The sequence below is a fragment of the Streptomyces sp. enrichment culture genome (assembly GCF_964272855.1).
GTDB lineage: Bacteria > Actinomycetota > Actinomycetes > Streptomycetales > Streptomycetaceae > Streptomyces.
The window spans coordinates 5,851,209-5,866,529 of sequence record NZ_OZ186847.1 but is presented as its reverse complement, the minus strand read 5'-3'; the positions used below and the strand labels follow the sequence as shown (position 1 = coordinate 5,866,529).

The 15,321-nt window shown below is 72.4% G+C and carries 17 protein-coding genes and 1 tRNA gene; 10 read left to right on the top strand and 8 right to left on the bottom strand.

All coding sequences use genetic code 11. The annotated features are described in order from the left end of the window. The first annotated feature begins 21 nt into the window (after window positions 1–21). The 3 genes from ACSU6L_RS25880 (at window position 22) to ACSU6L_RS25870 (ending at window position 1,957) form a co-directional block, all read left to right on the top strand. Entirely contained in the window at window positions 22–474 is a 453-nt protein-coding gene (locus tag ACSU6L_RS25880; RefSeq protein ID WP_073938806.1) for a DoxX family protein, read from the top strand. Window positions 475–632: 158 nt separating this feature from the next. Continuing rightward, on the top strand, window positions 633–1,235 hold the full coding sequence (locus tag ACSU6L_RS25875) for a DedA family protein (RefSeq protein WP_437060494.1): 603 nt from the start codon (window positions 633–635) through the stop codon (window positions 1,233–1,235). A gap of 89 nt (window positions 1,236–1,324) precedes the next feature. Continuing rightward, window positions 1,325–1,957, top strand: coding sequence for an FxLYD domain-containing protein (locus tag ACSU6L_RS25870; RefSeq protein WP_437060492.1), 633 nt, complete (start codon window positions 1,325–1,327; stop codon window positions 1,955–1,957). A 25-nt stretch (window positions 1,958–1,982) separates the two neighbouring features. Here the strand turns inward: ACSU6L_RS25870 and ACSU6L_RS25865 are convergent, their stop codons facing one another. After that, window positions 1,983–2,213, bottom strand: a complete 231-nt coding sequence (locus ACSU6L_RS25865; protein ID WP_073938803.1) for a DUF2277 domain-containing protein — start codon at window positions 2,211–2,213, stop codon at window positions 1,983–1,985. 111 nt (window positions 2,214–2,324) lie between these two features. On the opposite strand from ACSU6L_RS25865, the gene ACSU6L_RS25860 reads away from it, so the two are divergent. Continuing rightward, window positions 2,325–3,251: a ketopantoate reductase family protein gene (locus tag ACSU6L_RS25860; protein WP_437060489.1), complete on the top strand. Its 927-nt coding sequence runs from the start codon at window positions 2,325–2,327 to the stop codon at window positions 3,249–3,251. 55 nt (window positions 3,252–3,306) lie between these two features. Here the strand turns inward: ACSU6L_RS25860 and ACSU6L_RS25855 are convergent, their stop codons facing one another. Further along, window positions 3,307–3,600, bottom strand: a complete 294-nt coding sequence (locus ACSU6L_RS25855) for a chaplin (RefSeq protein WP_437060487.1) — start codon at window positions 3,598–3,600, stop codon at window positions 3,307–3,309. A 136-nt stretch (window positions 3,601–3,736) separates the two neighbouring features. Here ACSU6L_RS25855 and ACSU6L_RS25850 point away from each other — a divergent pair, with 136 nt between their 5' ends. Continuing rightward, entirely contained in the window at window positions 3,737–4,075 is a 339-nt protein-coding gene (locus ACSU6L_RS25850) for a hypothetical protein (protein WP_437060485.1), read from the top strand. A gap of 55 nt (window positions 4,076–4,130) precedes the next feature. Here the strand turns inward: ACSU6L_RS25850 and ACSU6L_RS25845 are convergent. Then, window positions 4,131–4,202 (bottom strand) — tRNA-Val (locus ACSU6L_RS25845). A gap of 240 nt (window positions 4,203–4,442) precedes the next feature. On the opposite strand from ACSU6L_RS25845, the gene ACSU6L_RS25840 reads away from it, so the two are divergent. The 4 genes from ACSU6L_RS25840 (at window position 4,443) to ACSU6L_RS25825 (ending at window position 7,688) form a co-directional block, all read left to right on the top strand. Further along, entirely contained in the window at window positions 4,443–5,267 is an 825-nt protein-coding gene (locus ACSU6L_RS25840; protein ID WP_437060483.1) for a DUF4097 family beta strand repeat-containing protein, read from the top strand. 74 nt (window positions 5,268–5,341) lie between these two features. Next, the gene (locus tag ACSU6L_RS25835) at window positions 5,342–6,763 is read left to right on the top strand and encodes a hypothetical protein (protein ID WP_437060481.1); all 1,422 of its coding nucleotides are present in this window, start codon (window positions 5,342–5,344) and stop codon (window positions 6,761–6,763) included. Between the two features lie 115 nt (window positions 6,764–6,878). Beyond that, complete coding sequence (locus ACSU6L_RS25830) at window positions 6,879–7,460, top strand: DUF4383 domain-containing protein (RefSeq protein WP_437060479.1); 582 nt, start codon at window positions 6,879–6,881, stop codon at window positions 7,458–7,460. Between the two features lie 9 nt (window positions 7,461–7,469). After that, window positions 7,470–7,688, top strand: a complete 219-nt coding sequence (locus ACSU6L_RS25825) for an FmdB family zinc ribbon protein (RefSeq protein WP_437060477.1) — start codon at window positions 7,470–7,472, stop codon at window positions 7,686–7,688. Between the two features lie 39 nt (window positions 7,689–7,727). Here ACSU6L_RS25825 and ACSU6L_RS25820 read toward each other — a convergent pair whose 3' ends face one another. Genes ACSU6L_RS25820 through ACSU6L_RS25810 form a run of 3 tightly spaced genes read right to left on the bottom strand, consistent with a single transcriptional unit; the run spans window position 7,728 to window position 12,254 of the window. After that, window positions 7,728–8,534, bottom strand: a complete 807-nt coding sequence (locus tag ACSU6L_RS25820) for an HAD family hydrolase (RefSeq protein ID WP_437060475.1) — start codon at window positions 8,532–8,534, stop codon at window positions 7,728–7,730. Next, entirely contained in the window at window positions 8,534–11,041 is a 2,508-nt protein-coding gene (locus ACSU6L_RS25815) for a phosphoribosyltransferase (protein ID WP_437060473.1), read from the bottom strand. Before ACSU6L_RS25815 ends, ACSU6L_RS25820 begins: the two co-directional genes overlap by 1 nt. A 43-nt stretch (window positions 11,042–11,084) precedes the next feature. Next, window positions 11,085–12,254 carry an HpcH/HpaI aldolase/citrate lyase family protein gene (locus ACSU6L_RS25810; RefSeq protein WP_437060471.1) on the bottom strand — a complete coding sequence of 390 codons (1,170 nt, stop codon included), beginning with the start codon at window positions 12,252–12,254 and terminating at the stop codon, window positions 11,085–11,087. A 189-nt stretch (window positions 12,255–12,443) separates the two neighbouring features. On the opposite strand from ACSU6L_RS25810, the gene ACSU6L_RS25805 reads away from it, so the two are divergent. Next, window positions 12,444–13,238 (top strand): TerD family protein, encoded by a 795-nt coding sequence (locus tag ACSU6L_RS25805; RefSeq protein ID WP_437060469.1) that lies wholly within the window; start codon window positions 12,444–12,446, stop codon window positions 13,236–13,238. 37 nt (window positions 13,239–13,275) lie between these two features. Here ACSU6L_RS25805 and ACSU6L_RS25800 read toward each other — a convergent pair whose 3' ends face one another. Then, window positions 13,276–14,013, bottom strand: a complete 738-nt coding sequence (locus tag ACSU6L_RS25800) for a TerD family protein (protein WP_073938793.1) — start codon at window positions 14,011–14,013, stop codon at window positions 13,276–13,278. 136 nt (window positions 14,014–14,149) lie between these two features. Continuing rightward, window positions 14,150–15,289 (bottom strand): DUF475 domain-containing protein, encoded by a 1,140-nt coding sequence (locus ACSU6L_RS25795; RefSeq protein WP_365505923.1) that lies wholly within the window; start codon window positions 15,287–15,289, stop codon window positions 14,150–14,152. Window positions 15,290–15,321: the final 32 nt, after the last annotated feature.

Genomic DNA, 15,321 nt, shown 5'->3' with positions numbered 1-15,321 from the left:
GCCGACCGAAGGAGCCCCCACATGTCCGCACGTCTCGACAGCGCACAGCCGTATGCGATCGGCCTGTTCCGCATCGTCGTCGGCCTCCTCTTCGCCTGCCACGGCGCCGCCTCCCTGTTCGGCGTCCTCGGCGGCGCCTCCGGCGGCGACGGCGGCACCATCGGCGCCGGCACCTGGCCCGGCTGGTACGCGGCCGTCATCCAGCTCGTCGGCGGCGGCCTGGTGATGCTGGGCCTCGGCACCCGCGCCGCGGCGTTCATCGCCTCCGGCTCGATGGCCTACGCGTACTTCGACGTCCACCAGTCCATGGCCCTGTGGCCGCTGGAGAACGGTGGCGAGGCCTCCGCGATGTTCTGCTGGGCCTTCCTCCTGCTGGTCTTCACCGGCTCCGGCGCCTTCGGCCTGGACCGGCTCTTCGCCAGGCGGTCCGGGACGGCGGAGCCGGCCGCGCGGAAGACGCCGGTGGCCGCCTGACCGTGAGCGGCCGCGGTGCGGCCCGGGGCGACACCCGGGCCGCATCGCACCCCGGCCCTCGGGAACGCTCCGTGCCGAACACACGAGCCCCCCGCGAACCCCTTGTCACACCCCAGGCGTAGGCTCGTGGAGCTTACGGGGGACAACGGGGAGTAACGGTGCTGGAGAGTGTGGGGTCGCTGACCGGCAGTCCATGGATCTACGCGGTGGTCGCCGTGTCGATCCTCTTCGACGTCTTCGTACCGGTACTGCCCAGCGGAGTGCTGGTCATCATGGCGGCGACCGCCGCCGCGGGCACCGGCGCGGCGACCGGCGAGGTCCCGCCCGACGTGCCGGACATCCTCGCCCTCACCCTCTGCGCCGCCACCGCCTCCGTGCTCGGTGACCTCGTCGCCTACCGCCTCGCCTGGCGCGGCGGCGCGCGGCTGGACCGCGCCATCGCCCGCTCGCCCCGTCTCCGCCTCGCGCAGGAACGTCTCGGCACCGCACTGGCCCGAGGCGGCGGCGCCCTCGTCGTCCTCGCCCGCTTCGCGCCCGCCGGCCGCTCCGTGGTCTCCCTCGGCGCCGGCGCCGCCCGCCGCCGCGCCCGCGACTTCCTCCCCTGGTCCGCCCTGGCGGGCCTGTCGTGGGCCACCTACAGCGTCGCCCTCGGCTACTTCGGCGCCCACTGGCTGGGCACCTCCTGGCTGGCGACCGGCGTGTCCGTGCTCGCGCTGTTCGCGGCGGGGGCGGCGGCCACGTATGTGATGCGGCGGTCCTGACGGCCCGGAGGCCATCCCGCCCGTGACGTGAAGTGGCCGGTCACTGACGCTGCGTGCACGATGGAAGCCCCGGCGAAAGGACCGATGGCATGAGTGCCCGTACGTCGAAGGAGACGAGACCACCGCGACGGGCGGCCCGGGCCGGCACCGCGGTGGCCGCGCTGCTCGTCGCGGCCGCGAGCGCGGCGACGCTGGTCTCGTGCGGCGGGGACGACGGCGGCGGTGAGGCCTCCCCCCGGCCGACGCCCACGGGCCCCTACACCGCCTCGTTCTCCGGCACACCGGCCTCCGCCCTCGCCTCACTGGAGGAGTCCGCCCGCGCACGGGCCTCGGCCGCCGCCTCCTCCGCCTCCGCCCGCGCCTCGGAGTTCGAGGCGTCGGTCTCGGCCGAGGTCGCCCGCGCCAACGCGGCCGCCCAGCGGGAGCTGGAGAACGTCGACGGCCAGGGCAACGCCATGGCCGACGTCTCCCTCACCGGAAAACCGCGGGCAGAGACGGGCGACCTGCTCGCCGTCGTCGTCAACATCACCAACAGCACGGACGAGACCGCGTCCTACGCGGTGCAGGTCGACTTCCGCGACTCCGACGGCAAGGTCGTCGAGACCCGCTACGTCGGCGCGGAGGACCTGGCCCCCGGCGCCAAGGAGCAGCCGCTCGCCATCACCCGGACACCCGCCGGGCAGCAGCTGACGGCGGCGATCACCAAGGCCCAGCGGTACTGATCCGGGGGGCGGCCCGCGCCGCTCGCTACCCCGCCGTGCGGGCGGCCCGGCCCCGCACCTCCAGGCCCGCCAGCAGCTCGGCCGTGGCCTCGGCGATCGCGTCGACCGCCAGGTCGAAGACCTCCCGGTTGTGCGCGGCCGGCGCCCGGAAGCCGGACACCTTCCGCACGTACTGCAACGCGGCGGCCCGAATGTCCTCCTCCGTCGCCTCCTCGGGCAACACGGGCGGACGAAGCGTCTTGATACTCCGGCACATGGCTCCAGTCTCGCACCGTGGAACGGGCGGTACCGCCGATTCGCCCACCCTGCCATGATCACCTCACAGGCGGCCACCATCACGGGGCCGACCGACGAGAGGAGCCACACCATGGCACACCCCACTCCCCCTCCCGCCTCCCGCGGCGGCCTCACTTTCGCCGTCCTCGGCCCCGGCGGCGTCGGCGGCCTCCTCGCCGCCCTGCTCGCCCGCGTCGGCAACCGGGTGATCTGCCTGTCCGGTGAGGAGACCGCCCGCACCCTGCGCACCGGCGGCATCCGCGTCCGCAGCCCCCACTTCGGCGACTTCACCGCCGCGGTCGAGGCCGACACCCGGCTGCGCGAGGCGGTCGACGCCTGCCTGATCACCGTCAAGCACACCGCTCTCGACGCCGCCCTGGCGCGCGTGCCGGCCGACGCGCTCGGCGACGGCCTGGTCGTCCCGTTCCTCAACGGCGTGGAACACCCCGCCCTGCTCCGGGACCGCTACCGCGCCGACCGGGTCGCCCCGGCCGCCATCCGCATCGAGTCCACCCGCGTCGCCCCCGGCGAGATCCAGCACGCCAGCCCCTTCGCCGAGGTCGACCTGACCGGCGACCCGGTCCCGCGCCCCCGTCTCGACGCCCTCGCCGCGGCGTTCACGGCGGCCGGCCCGGCCACCCGCGTGCTGACCGACGAGGCGGCGACGCTGTGGGCGAAGATGTCGTTCCTGGCGCCGTTCGCCCTGCTCACCACGCGGTACGCCGTCCCGCTCGGCGAGATCCGCACCCACCGCCGCGAGGAGCTGACCGCGCTGGTCGAGGAGACCGCCTCGGTGAGCCGCGCCTGCGGCGGACCGGCGGACCCGGCGCAGGCCATGGCCCGCTACGACGCCTTCCCGGCCGCCACCAGGTCCTCCATGCAGCGCGACGCGGAGGCGGGCCGCCCGCTCGAACTGGACGCGATCGGCGGGGCCCTGCTGCGCGCGGCGGACCGGCACGGCATCCCCGTACCGGTGGCGGAGAAGCTGGTACGGGACCTGCGCGACGCCGGTCACTGATCCACACACACCCGTGGGCCCGCCTCCGTCAGCGGAGGCGGGCCCACGGGATGTCTCACTCCTCTTCCGCCTCGTCGCAGGAGTTGCCCGTCGCCGGGTCGAGGAGCCCGATCACGTTGATCGAGTTGCCGCACACGCCCAGGTCCAGGTCGACCGGGACCTGGACGACGTTGCCGGACAGGAGGCCGGACGACTCGGAGGCAACACCCAGGGCGCACGCGCCGTCCTCACAGACGTCGGCGACCGCGGCCGGGGTCCGGGTTTCCGCGGCGACGGCGGCCGTTCCGGTCAGGGCCAGGGCGGCTCCGGCGGCGGCGACGGTCGCGACGATCCTCGCAGTGATACGCACAGTGCTTCTCCTTTTGCGGAGGAAGGAAGTGATGTGACCTGATTCTGTGCAGGAAAATCGTCAACCCGCCGCCGCTGATACCCCGATAGAGGGAAGCCACTCGCGACCCAAAATCGAACAGGCGTAGCATTGCTGCGTGGCTACGACCTATGACTTCCCCAGCGACCTCCGCGCCGGCCAGGAGGAGCTGCATCAGGTCCGGGCCGAGCTGACGGCCCTGCTGAAGCGCCTCCCCTGGTCGGTCGAACCGATTGACGGCTTCAGCGACGACGGCGGCTGGCGCAAGCTGGAACGCCCCGCCTCCCCCGGCTGGACCTCCGACGAACAGGCCGAGGTGGAGAAGCTGCGCCGCCGGGAACACGAACTCGCTGTCTTCGTCACCACCCACCGCTACTGGTCGGAACTGACCGGCCCGGACCGGGTCGACGCCCGCTCCTCGCTGAAGCACGCGCCCGAGGGACCCGAGGAGGCCTGAGGAGGCCTGGGACGACGAAGACCCCGGCCGGTGCGGCCGGGGTCTTCGTCATGTGTGGGCGCGGACGGTTTCGAACCGCCGACATCCTGCTTGTAAGGCAGGCGCTCTACCCCTGAGCTACGCACCCGAGAACGAGTCGACAGCCTACCTTGCCCGGGGCACTGTCCTGCAAACCCGTTCAGAGGCAGGGCGGCTCGGGGGCGTGCGAGGCGGGACGTCCGGCGGGTCCGGGGGTTATCCCCACCCACGATCCGGGAGCGTCCCGGATCCTTCGAGGGGTCGTGGCTCCGTACGGTCGAGAGGCACCGCAGTCGCCGCGCGTTTCCCGTGACGCGCCGCGCGGCCCGAACCCAGGGGGAGATCCGCCATGGCCCGTACCGTTCCCGCTCGCGCCGCCATCGTCGCCGGGGCCGTCGCGCTGCTCGTCGCGGGGCTCGGCGCCTGCTCCTCGGCGAGCGACGACCAGGACCCCGAGCACCGCTCGTTCACCCTGGAGGGCACCACCCTCACCGTGGACTCCGACGACTCCGCGCTGGAGATCGTCGCCGCGGACGAGCACGACGAGGGCCGCGTCGAGGTCACCCGCTGGTTCGACGGCTCGGTCGTGATGGGCGGCGACCCCGAGACGACCTGGGCCATGGAGGACGGCGACCGGCTGGTGCTGCGGCAGAACTGCACGGGGTTCGTCGCCGACTGCTCGTCCAAGCACCGCATCGAGGTGCCGCGCGGCATCACCGTGAAGGTGGAGGACGGCGACGGCAGCGTCCGGGCGAGCGGCTTCCAGGACCCGCTGAGCGTCCGTACGGGCGACGGCTCGGTCCACGTCACCGGCACCACCGGCCCACTGGACCTGCGCACCGGCGACGGCTCGGTGCGCGTCGAGGACGCCACCGGCCCGCTGCGGCTGCACACCGGCGACGGGTCGATCCGCGCGGACGTCGACTCCCGCGAGGTCCGCGCCCGCACCGGCGACGGCTCGGTGCGGCTCGTACTGGGCGCCGTACCGGACCTGGTGGAGTCCCGCAGCGGCGACGGCTCCGTCACCATCGACCTGCCCCGCGCCACCTACCGGGTGGCCACCGGGACCGGCGACGGCGCGGTGGACGTGTCCGTGCCGCACGACGAGTCCAGCGACCACCTGGTGTCCGCCCGCACCGGCGACGGCAAAGTCACGGTCCGTACGGCGAACTAACGGGCCCGTGTGTTCGTCCTTAACCGGTGGGAGAATGACACCGGTTAAGGCGGATGACAGCACGGGAGAGGGATGTGACGGCGACACCGCAGCAGCCGTACTCGCCGTCGATGCCGCGCGGGCACCACCGCGCCGCCCCACCGAGAGCCCCGCGCCGCGCCCGGCGCTCCGGCGCGGTCCGCGACACGCTCGCCCTGATCACCCTGCCGCTGGTCGCCGCGCTCGCGATGCCCGCCGCGTTCGCCGGCGGCGGCACCAGACGCTGGTTCGGCGGCCGGGCCGAGAGCCAGCGGGCGGAGGCGCAGGCCGCGAAGGACGCCGCCGCCGCCGCGTTCTACGAACTGGACACCGCGCAGCGGGACCTGCGCATCTCCATCGAGACCATCGCAGCCGTCGACGACTCCCCGGCCGCCCGCCGCGCGGCCGCCGACTTCCAGGCGCTCGGCGTGCGCATCGACGAGGCCAGCCACCGCTACATCCAGGCGGTCGACGCCCACGACCTCGACCGCGACGACCTGGAGGCCTCCGCCGCCACCCGGGCCCGCACCGAACTCACCGCCGCCAAGGACGAGCTGGGCCGGGTCAAGCAGGACCTGGACCGGTTCGCCGAGGGCCTCGGCCCGCTGCTCGGCAAGGCCGAGACGCAGCTGGCGCGACTCGCCCCCGCCGTCGAACGCGCCCGGCAGGCCCTGCTCGCCGCCTCCGACGCGCTGGACGCCACCAGGGGCTCCGGGCTCACGGCCGACGACCTCGCCGCCCGGCTCGCCGCCCTCGCCCCCGAGTTGACCAAGCTGAACCAGGGCGCCGGGCAGCACGGCGTCCCGCAGACCCTGGAGCGCGCCGAGCGGGTCGCCCGGGAGGCCGAGACGATCCGCGCGGAGGCCGAGCGGCTGCCGGAGCGGGCCGCCGAGACAGACCACCGGCTGGTGTCCCTGCGGACGCGCGCGCAGGCCCTGACCACCCGGGCCGGCCAGGTCGAGCCGATCCTCAGCGAACTGCGCCGGCGCTTCACGCTCGCCTGCTGGCAGGACCTCCAGCGGGTGCCCGAGCAGGCCGCGGAGAGCATCCGGCAGGCCGAGGCCAAGCTCCGCGAGGCGCAGACCGCGCGGGACGCCCAGCGCTGGCCCGACGCGACCGCGCTGCTGTCGACGGCGCGGGCGCTGCTGAACTCCACCGACGAGGCGGTCTCCGCCGCGGGGGACCGGCTGCGGCGGCTGAACGCCGTGCAGAAGGACCCCCGGCAGGAGATCGACCGCACCCGGTTCGCCATCCGGGACGCCCAGCGGCTCGCCATGGCCGGCCGCCACACTCCCGACCCGCGGCACGCGCGGCCGCTGGACGACTCCGTGGCCCGCCTGGAGCGCGCCGTCGCCGGGCTGGAGGGCCGCCACCCCGACTACTGGCACTTCCTCACGGAGACGGAGGCGGTGCGGCAGACGGTCGCGGAGGTGGTCGCCCTGATCCGCGAGGAGCGCGGGGCGGGCGCCGGCCACTGACCTGTTTTGGTGGCGCGTGATCCGGGGCAGGCGGATATTGGTGAACGAAAGGGACGTATGAGTCGTCCGTCGGCCCGTCCATCGGCCACGCATCAGCTCCCGAAGGGAGGCGGATATGGCCGCACACGCAGTGCACAAGGGATCGCGGCGAGGAATCAGCTTCAACGACCACCTGCCTGTCGACCACCGGCTGAACAAGGTGTACCGGATCGGCGCGGGCCTGATGGGCGTCGTGCTGGTCGCCTTCGGCATCCTCGGCCTGCTCGACCGGGTGGGATTCTTCGACACGCGCGGTGACCAGGTCGTCGGCCTGAACACCAACGGCGCGCTGAGCGTGCTGTCGATCTGCGTGGGGCTGCTGCTGTTCGTCGGCATGGTGATCGGCGGCAACTTCGCTTCGACGCTCAACATGGTCGTCGGAGTCGCCTTCATCCTCAGCGGCTTCCTCAACCTGGGGCTGCTGGGCACGGAGAACAACTTCCTCGCGTTCCGCATCCAGAACGTGCTGTTCAGCTTCGTGTACGGCGTGGTGCTGATGACCTTCGGGATGTACGGGCGGGTCGGCTCGGCCCTGCCCCGGGACAACCCGTACTTCCGTGCCCGCCACCCAGACCTGGCCACGGATGTCGACGAGGACCGGGTGCGGCGCGCCGAAATGCGGCCCGAGCGGCTGCAGCCGCCGGAGGCGGGCCGTTAATCTGGGCGCATGCCTCGCTACGAGTACCGCTGCCGGACCTGCGGCGACACGTTCGAACTGAGCCGACCGATGGCGGAGTCCGCCGACCCCGCGGCGTGCCCTGCGGGGCATGACAACACGGTGAAGCTGTTGTCGACCGTGGCGGTCGGCGGCTCCGCGTCCGCGCCCGCGGCGCCCCGCGCGGGTGGCGGTGGGGGCGGGTGTTGCGGCGGGGGGTGCTGCAGCTGATCGGCGAGACACCCCCTAGGGCGCTGGTTTCCGGCGTCCCTAAGACGTCACCGCCTTAAGGAACTCCCTCAGTGTGCGTTCGCCCGCCAGGACGCCGCGTTCGGGCAGGGCGGTGACCGTGGGGGCGGTCCAGTCGGTGTCCGCGAGTTCTCCGTGGCCCGGGCGCCAGCCGCGGTCCGCGGCGAGCAGGAGGTCGGCGTCCAGGAGCGAGTCGCCGGCGGCCAGCGTCAGCTCGGCGCCGGTGCGGCGGGCGACCTCGTGCATGGCCGCGCTCTTGGTGAGCGGCTTCGGGACGGCGTAGAGCTTGCGGCCCTGGAGGGAGACCGTCCAGCCGCGGTTCTCCGCCCACACCGCCAGTTCCTTCACCCACTCCTCGGGCAGCAGCTCCCGCTCGACGACCAGGTAGGCGAACAGGTCCTCGGCGACCCGGTGCTTGCGCACCCACACCGGGTCGGCGGTGGCCGCGAGGTGGGCCCGGATCTCGTCGAGGGAGGCGCACTCGTCGGCGAGGCGCGCGGTCACCCGGGCGTGCCAGGCGGGGTCGGAGACGCCGTCGACCAGGAGATGTCCGCCGTTGGCGCAGATCGCGTACTTCGGCGGCGGTCCCGGCAGGTTGATGCGCAGGTACTGCTTGCGCGTCCGGGTCGTGGTCGGTACGAACACCGCCGCGTCCCCGAGCTCGCCGAGCAGCCCGGCCGCGGTCTCGGTCATGTACGACAGCGGCTTGCTCTCGTGGACCTCGACGCACAGCAGCCGGGGTGCCCGCGCGTCCGGCATGGTCAGCGCGAGGGCCGCGGAGGAGTAGATCAGCGTACGGTCGAGGTCGCTCGCCACGAGCACCGGCATCAGAGGGCCACCGCCTTTCCGTCGGCGCCCGTCGCGCCGCGCGTGTACTGGGGATGGATCAGCCCCACGCAGGTGTAGGGCAGGTCGGCGACCTCCTCGACCGGCACCCCGCGCTGCTCGGCGAGCAGCCGGACGTGGTCCAGGTCGGCGCCGGCTCCGGCGCGCGCGAGGATCTTCCACGGCACGCGGCGCAGCAGCACCCGGGTGGTCTCGCCGACACCGGGCTTGACCAGGTTGACGTCGTGGATGCCGTACTCCTCGCTGATCCGTTCGACGGCCGCCCAGCCCTCCCAGGTGGGGGTGCGGTCGGCGGCCAGCAGTTCCTTGACCGCCGCGTCCACCGTGTCCCGTACCTCGGGGAAGCGGGCGGAGACCGCGTCGAGGAAGGCCACCGAGACATCGGCGCCGGCGAGTTCGCGGTAGAACTTGGCGCCGTGGTAGTCGTGCGGGCCGACCAGGTCGGCACGGAGCACGGTACGCGAGATCAGCCCGGAGACCGTGGAGTTGAGGCACGCAGAGGGGATCAGGAAGTCCTCGCGGGTGCCGTACGTGCGGACGCAGGCGCCCGGGTCGGCGAGCACGGCGATCTCCCGGTCGAAGCCGGTGACGCCCTCGGCCCGCTCGAACTCGTCGAGCGCGGCGGCGAGTTCGCGGGTGATGGCGCCCTTGCCGGTCCAGCCGTCGACGAAGACGACGTCGGCCGGGTCGTGGTGGGCGGCCAGCCAGCGCAGCGCGTTGGCGTCGATGCCCCGGCCGCGCACGATGGAGATGGCGTAGTGCGCCAGGTCGAGGCCGTGCCGGTCCTGCGCCCAGCGGCGCATCAGCACGCCGACGGGGGTGCCCGCGCGGGCCAGCGACACCAGCACCGGGCGCGGGGAGCGTTCGGCGAGCACGGTCTCCGTCACCACGCCGACGGCGGTGGCGAGGCGGGCCGCGGACGCGTCCAGCGCGGCGTGGAAGAGCTGCTGATACTGCTCGCTGGGCTGGTACTCGACCGGCAGCGACTCGGCGTAGTGCGCGCCGCCGCTCTGGATGGCCTCCTCGCGCTCCTCGGTCGGCGCCTCCAGCGTGACGTCCGACAGGTCCTGCAGGAGCCAGCCGACCTCGTCGGGCGCGTACGAGGAGAAGGCGGGGCCGCGAAGGGGCTCGGGCAGCATGGCAGGCCTTTCGGGGGCGGGCGCGGCCCCGGGGACGTACGAGGGGACGACCGTGAGCAGGACGTGCGGGGTGTGCCCGGCGAGCCGGGCGAGCAGGCCGTCGGGGGCGTGCAGCGCGGGGGTGTCGGCGGCCGAGTCGACGACGGCGACCACCGCGTCGAAGCCGGCACCGGCCACGTTGTAGGCGTAGCGGTCGCCGGGGCCGTCGGCCGGGTCGTCGTGGGCGGGGAAGACCAGGCGGGTGCGGATGGCGTAGCCGGGGTCGTCGACGGCGAGGACGGGTGAGCGGGTGGTGGTGGAGAACCGTATCTCCGTGCCGTCGAGAAGCCGCTCCAGCTCGTGGGCGAGGCGCAGCGGGGTGTACATCAGCTCCTCGAAGCCGAGGATGTGCACGCGGCGGGCGTCCTTCGGCAGCGCCTCGGCTATTCGCGCGGCCATGGCGGACAACGCGGCTTCCAGGCGGGCCCGGTGCCGGGGGGTGAAGCCGTGGCGGCCGCCGTCGGGGAGGCCGGGGGGCCAGCGCAGGTCGACTCGGGTCGCATGGTTGTCGGGCATCTGCGGGCCGTCTGCGGCTGTTCGCGCCGACGCGGCGGAGCCGGACATGTCACTGCCCCGCGCCCCCGGGTGGGAGTCCTCGAACCTTGCCACCAGTTCCTGGCCCTTCTCCAGGACGCCGTCCGGGAGCTTCACGGTGCCCCTGGCCGCCGTGACGAGGTCCACCCGCGCGTCGATCTCCCGCGCGAAGTCGTCCAGGCGGCCCGCGTCGGCCGGGGAGCGCATGTCGACCAGGGCGACCACGACGTACCGCTTGCGCGGGTAGCGGGCATGCAGCTCGCGGATGGTGTTCAGGACCGTGTTGCCGGTGGAGAACTCGTCGTCGACCAGGACCAGCGGGCCGTCCCCGGCGAGCAGGCCGGGGTCCTCGGGGAGCAGCAGATGGGAGGTGGCGTGCGAGTGGGACTCCTCGAAGCCGCCCGCCCGCGCGACCCCGGCGACCGGGCGGCGGGTGGAGTGCAGATACGGCGCGAGGCCCACACCGTCGGCGACCGAGTGGCCGAGGCCCGTCGCGGTCTCCGCGTAGCCGAGGACGACCGCCTCGCGGGCCGCGTCGTCGCCCAGCAGCTCCCGCACCCGGCGGCCGAGCGCGACCCCGTGGCCGTACACCACGGAGGGTGCCTGCGGTACGTGCTTGCCGAGCACGTTCGACACGAGCAGATGGGCCCGCTTGGGGTTGCGGCGCAGCGCCAGCCCGAGCAGGTCGGTCAGCGTGTCGTCGCCCGCGAGTTCGACACCCAGCCGCCGGGCGACCCAGCTGCCGGACCAGACCTCGTCGTTCACTGCCTTGTTCATGCGTCCCTTGAGTAGAGGTTCGTACGTCCCTTGCGGGGCCGGTTCAGGTCGGGATCCCGGCGGCCAGCAGATCCACGAAGCCGATGTCCTCGCGCGCCACGCCGAAGACCTCGGCGCGCAGCAGGGTCCGCTCGGCCCAGGCGCGGTGCGGCTTCACCTCGTTCATCTTGTTCGTGTACGCCGACCTGAGCACTCCCCCGCCGTCGCGCTCCGGCCGCAGGATGTCCTGCGCGTCGCTGAACTCCTCGTGGCTGACCACGGACAGCGCGTGCACGGGCAGCACATGGGAGGGGTGGATGCAGGTCTTGCCGAGCAGGCCGTTCGCCTGGTCCAGCGAGATCTCCCGCAGCAGCCCGTCCATGGCGTGCTCGATCAGTCTCGCGCGCAATTCCTCCGCCTGCCCCTCCAGGAAGGGGCTGCGCCGCAACTGCGGCTTGAACATGCGCTCCTGGACCCGGAAGTACTCCCACACCGGCCCGGTCACGGTGAAGCCGGTCCCGTCGGCGCGGGCCAGCATGTTCACCACGTCGGCGATCACGGAGGCCACGATCTGGACGTCGTACGCCGTCATGTCGGGGGCCCGGCGCAGGCCGTACGAGGAGCAGAAGTCGGTGACCCCGAGCCGCAGCGCGAGCACCCGGTCCCGGTACTTGTCGACGGCCCTGAAGATCCCCTCCAGGGTCTCCACCCGCGACTCCCGGTACAGCAGCTCCGGCGACTCCAGCACCGGCATCGCGAACAGCCGCCGTCCGCTCGCCGTGTCGGCCGCCGCCACGGCCTCCAGGAAGGGCATGCCGCGCTCCTCGGTGAACTTCGGCAGCACGAAGCCGGACAGCAGCCGCACCGCCGGGCCGAGCCGGCCGACCAGGTCGGGGATCTGCTCGGGGGTGCGGACGCGGATGAACAGCAGCGGCGGCTCGGCAGCGCCGACGCGGCCGGCGAGGTCCGTGAACTGCCGGACGAGGTTCTCCTCGCCCGCGGCGACGTCCGCGTCGTCGATCGAGTCCTCCAGGCACAGCACCATCGAGACCACGCCGCGTCCGGTCTGCTTCAGGATGTCGTCGGCGAGCCGCGGCCTGGTGGCCGGGCTGTACAGCGTGGCGCCCAGGGCCGCGGAGAGCAGCCGGGCCGGGGAGCCGGCGGTGAACTCGCACGGCTCCCGGTGGAAGAGGCGCTGCCGCACCTCAGGGGCGATGTGCCCGAAATGACGCATAGAACTCCCCCGTGGCGACGGTGGCTGTATCGGCAAAAGCGCTGATGGGTGGCCGGTAATAGTACGTAGAACTCCATGTCGGGGGTTCCCGACGGGCATGAATTTCAGGTAACGGGGTCCCACACGACTCGCTGTCCACACCCCACCCCCGCGTTGTCGTGACCAGGACGGAGAAGGCAGGATGACCGCATGACGCACGCCATGCTGAAGGGGTCGAACGTCCCGCTCGAAGCCACGACGGTGCGCGCCGTGCTGCGCTGGACGCCCGGGCAGGGGGTCCCGGATGTCGACGCCTCGGCGCTGCTCCTCGGCCCCGACGGTCGTGTGCGCTCCGACGAGGACTTCGTCTTCTACAACCAGCCCCGGCACCCCTCCGGACAGGTCTGGCGGCTCGGCAAGAAGCGGGTTGCCGAGGGCCTGACCGATACGATCCAGACAGATCTGGCCGGTGTCGAGCCCGGCGTCGGACAGATTCTTATCGTCGCTTCGGCGGACGGCGTCCCCTTCGACCGCGTACGGTCCCTGCGCATCCTGCTGTACGACGCCGCCGCCCCGGACGGGGAACCGCTGGCGTACTTCGACGTGAAGCCGGAGACCGGCGAGGAGACCGCGCTGATCTGCGGCGAGCTGTACCGCCGCGGCGAGGGCTGGAAGTTCCGCGCCCTGGGCGAGGGCTACTCCAACGGCCTGAAGGGCCTGGCCACGGACTACGGCATCTCGGTCGACGAGTCGGAGGTGCCGGAGGAGCCGGCGCAGACGCACACGCCCCCGGAGGTGTCCCAGCCGCTGCCCCCCGAGCAGCCGACGCAGACGGTCCCCCCGCAGGCCGGCTACGGCTACCCGCAGCAGCCCCCGGCCACGGCCCCGGCCACGGCCCCGGCCTACGGCTACCCCCAGCCGACCAGCGCCCCGTCGTACGGGTATCCGCAGCCGGCGGGCGAGTTCCGCATGCCGCCGCAGGGGCCGCAGTTCATCGGACGCTGAGGGAGACCCGCCCGGGGGCGCGGGAAGCGTCGTACACCTACCGTTCGGCCTTCGTCTTGTGCCCCCGCCCCCACTGCAGCCCCCACCCGTACAGCCGGTCCAGCTCCGCCTGGAACCCGTACACGAACTTCACCTCGCGGCGCACGAACATCTCGCCCTTCACGTTCTCGATCATCACCACCGCGCAGGACCGCGCCTGCGGATGCCGCTCGTCCAGATGGATCTCCACACGCGGCCCGCTGGTCGGGAACAGCGTCACGACCGCCTGCGTGCGGTCGAACGCCGGCGTCTGGTCGTAGATGTAGACGAACACCAGCAGCCGCTTGATCGACTCCCGGTGATCGAGGTTCACGTACAGCGTCTCGCCGGACCCCGACCCGAACCGGTCGTCCCCGGTGAGCTTCACGTACGGCGCCGCGTTCACGTCCCCGAAGTAGCCGCCCAGCGGCTGCACCACGCCCTTGGTGCCGTCCTGCAGCTCGTACAGGCAGCCCAGGTCCAGGTCGACGTTGACCATGCTCTGGGTGTGCCCCATGACCTCCGGCGGCTTCAGCGCCTTGAACGGATGCCGCAGCAGGCTCTCCCGCTGCGGTCCGCCGATGTCGGAGCTGCGCATCCGCCAGGCCAGGTTGATCCTCAGGTGGCCGGTGGCCGCGCCCTGCTTGGTCAGTGACACCTGGCTGTGCCGTTTGGTCAGCTCGATCGCGTTCGTGGCCGCGCTGCCCGAGTCGAACTCGGCCGCCCGCCCACGCCAGAACCCGTCCAGCAAGCCCATCTCCGCCCCCTGATCTCCCCCGGTGTCCCCACCTGTCCGACCCTGCGCCCTGCCCGCACAGCACGGCGGGGCGGCCACGAGGACGTCAGGTCCTCGACGACCGCCCCGCTCAGAGCGTTCCTCGACCGCGGGTGCGTCACACCCCGGACGACACCTCTGTCTTGTCCGAGCTGCCATTGCCCTCGGCCGCCGCCAGTGCCCGGTTGCGGCGGACGGAGGACCAGAAGGAGGCGGCGATCAGGATGACGCCGATGGAGCCGGTGATCAGCTCGCTGATCTCGTACTGGATGGTGACCAGCAGGATCACGGCGAGGGCGCCGATCGCGTAGTGCGCGCCGTGCTCCAGGTAGACGTAGTCGTCCAGGGTGCCCTGGCGGACCAGGTAGACCGTGAGCGATCGGACGTACATGGCGCCGATGCCGAGGCCGAGGGCCATCATCACGATGTCGTTGGTGATGGCGAAGGCGCCGATGACACCGTCGAAGGAGAAGGACGCGTCCAGGACCTCCAGGTAGAGGAACATGAAGAACGCGGCGCGGCCGACGAGGACGATCGCCGGGCGCTTCTTGCCGGTGCGCTCGGCCTCCTCCTCTTCCTCGTGCTCGCGCTCCTCCTCTTCCTCGAGCTTGTCCTCGAAGTAGCCGGACAGACCGCCGACGATCATGTAGGTGATGAGGCCGGCGACTCCCGCCAGCAGCACCGTCTCCGCCTTGTCCGCGGGGCCCGCGTGCAGGTGGGCGTGGGTGGCGAAGGTCATCGACGTGATCAGCAGGACGATCAGGGCGATGCAGACCGACAGCATGTCGACCTTGCCGAGCTTGGCCAGCGGGCGCTCGAGCCAGCCGAGCCACTTGATGTCCCGGTCCTCGAAGATGAAGTCGAGGAAGATCATCAGCAGGAACATGCCGCCGAAGGCCGCGATCGCCGGGTGGGCGTCGGTGACCAGTTCCTGGTAGCGGTCCTTGTCGGTGAGCGCGAGGTCGACTGCCTCGATCGGGCCCAGTTGGGCGCTGATGGCCACGATGACCACCGGGAAGACCAGCCGCATGCCGAAGACGGCGATCAGGATGCCGATCGTGAGGAAGATCTTCTGCCAGAAGGCACTCATCTTCTTCAGGATTCCGGCGTTGACCACCGCGTTGTCGAAGGACAGGGAGATCTCGAGGACGGAGAGGATCGCCACTACACCGAAAGCGGTCCACCCCCCGTAGAAGACCGCCGCGACGAGGCCGAGCGCGGTGACCGCGAACGACCAGCCGAACGTTTTCAGAACCACTGGCTACCCAACTCCTGTGTGTACGGGTCTCC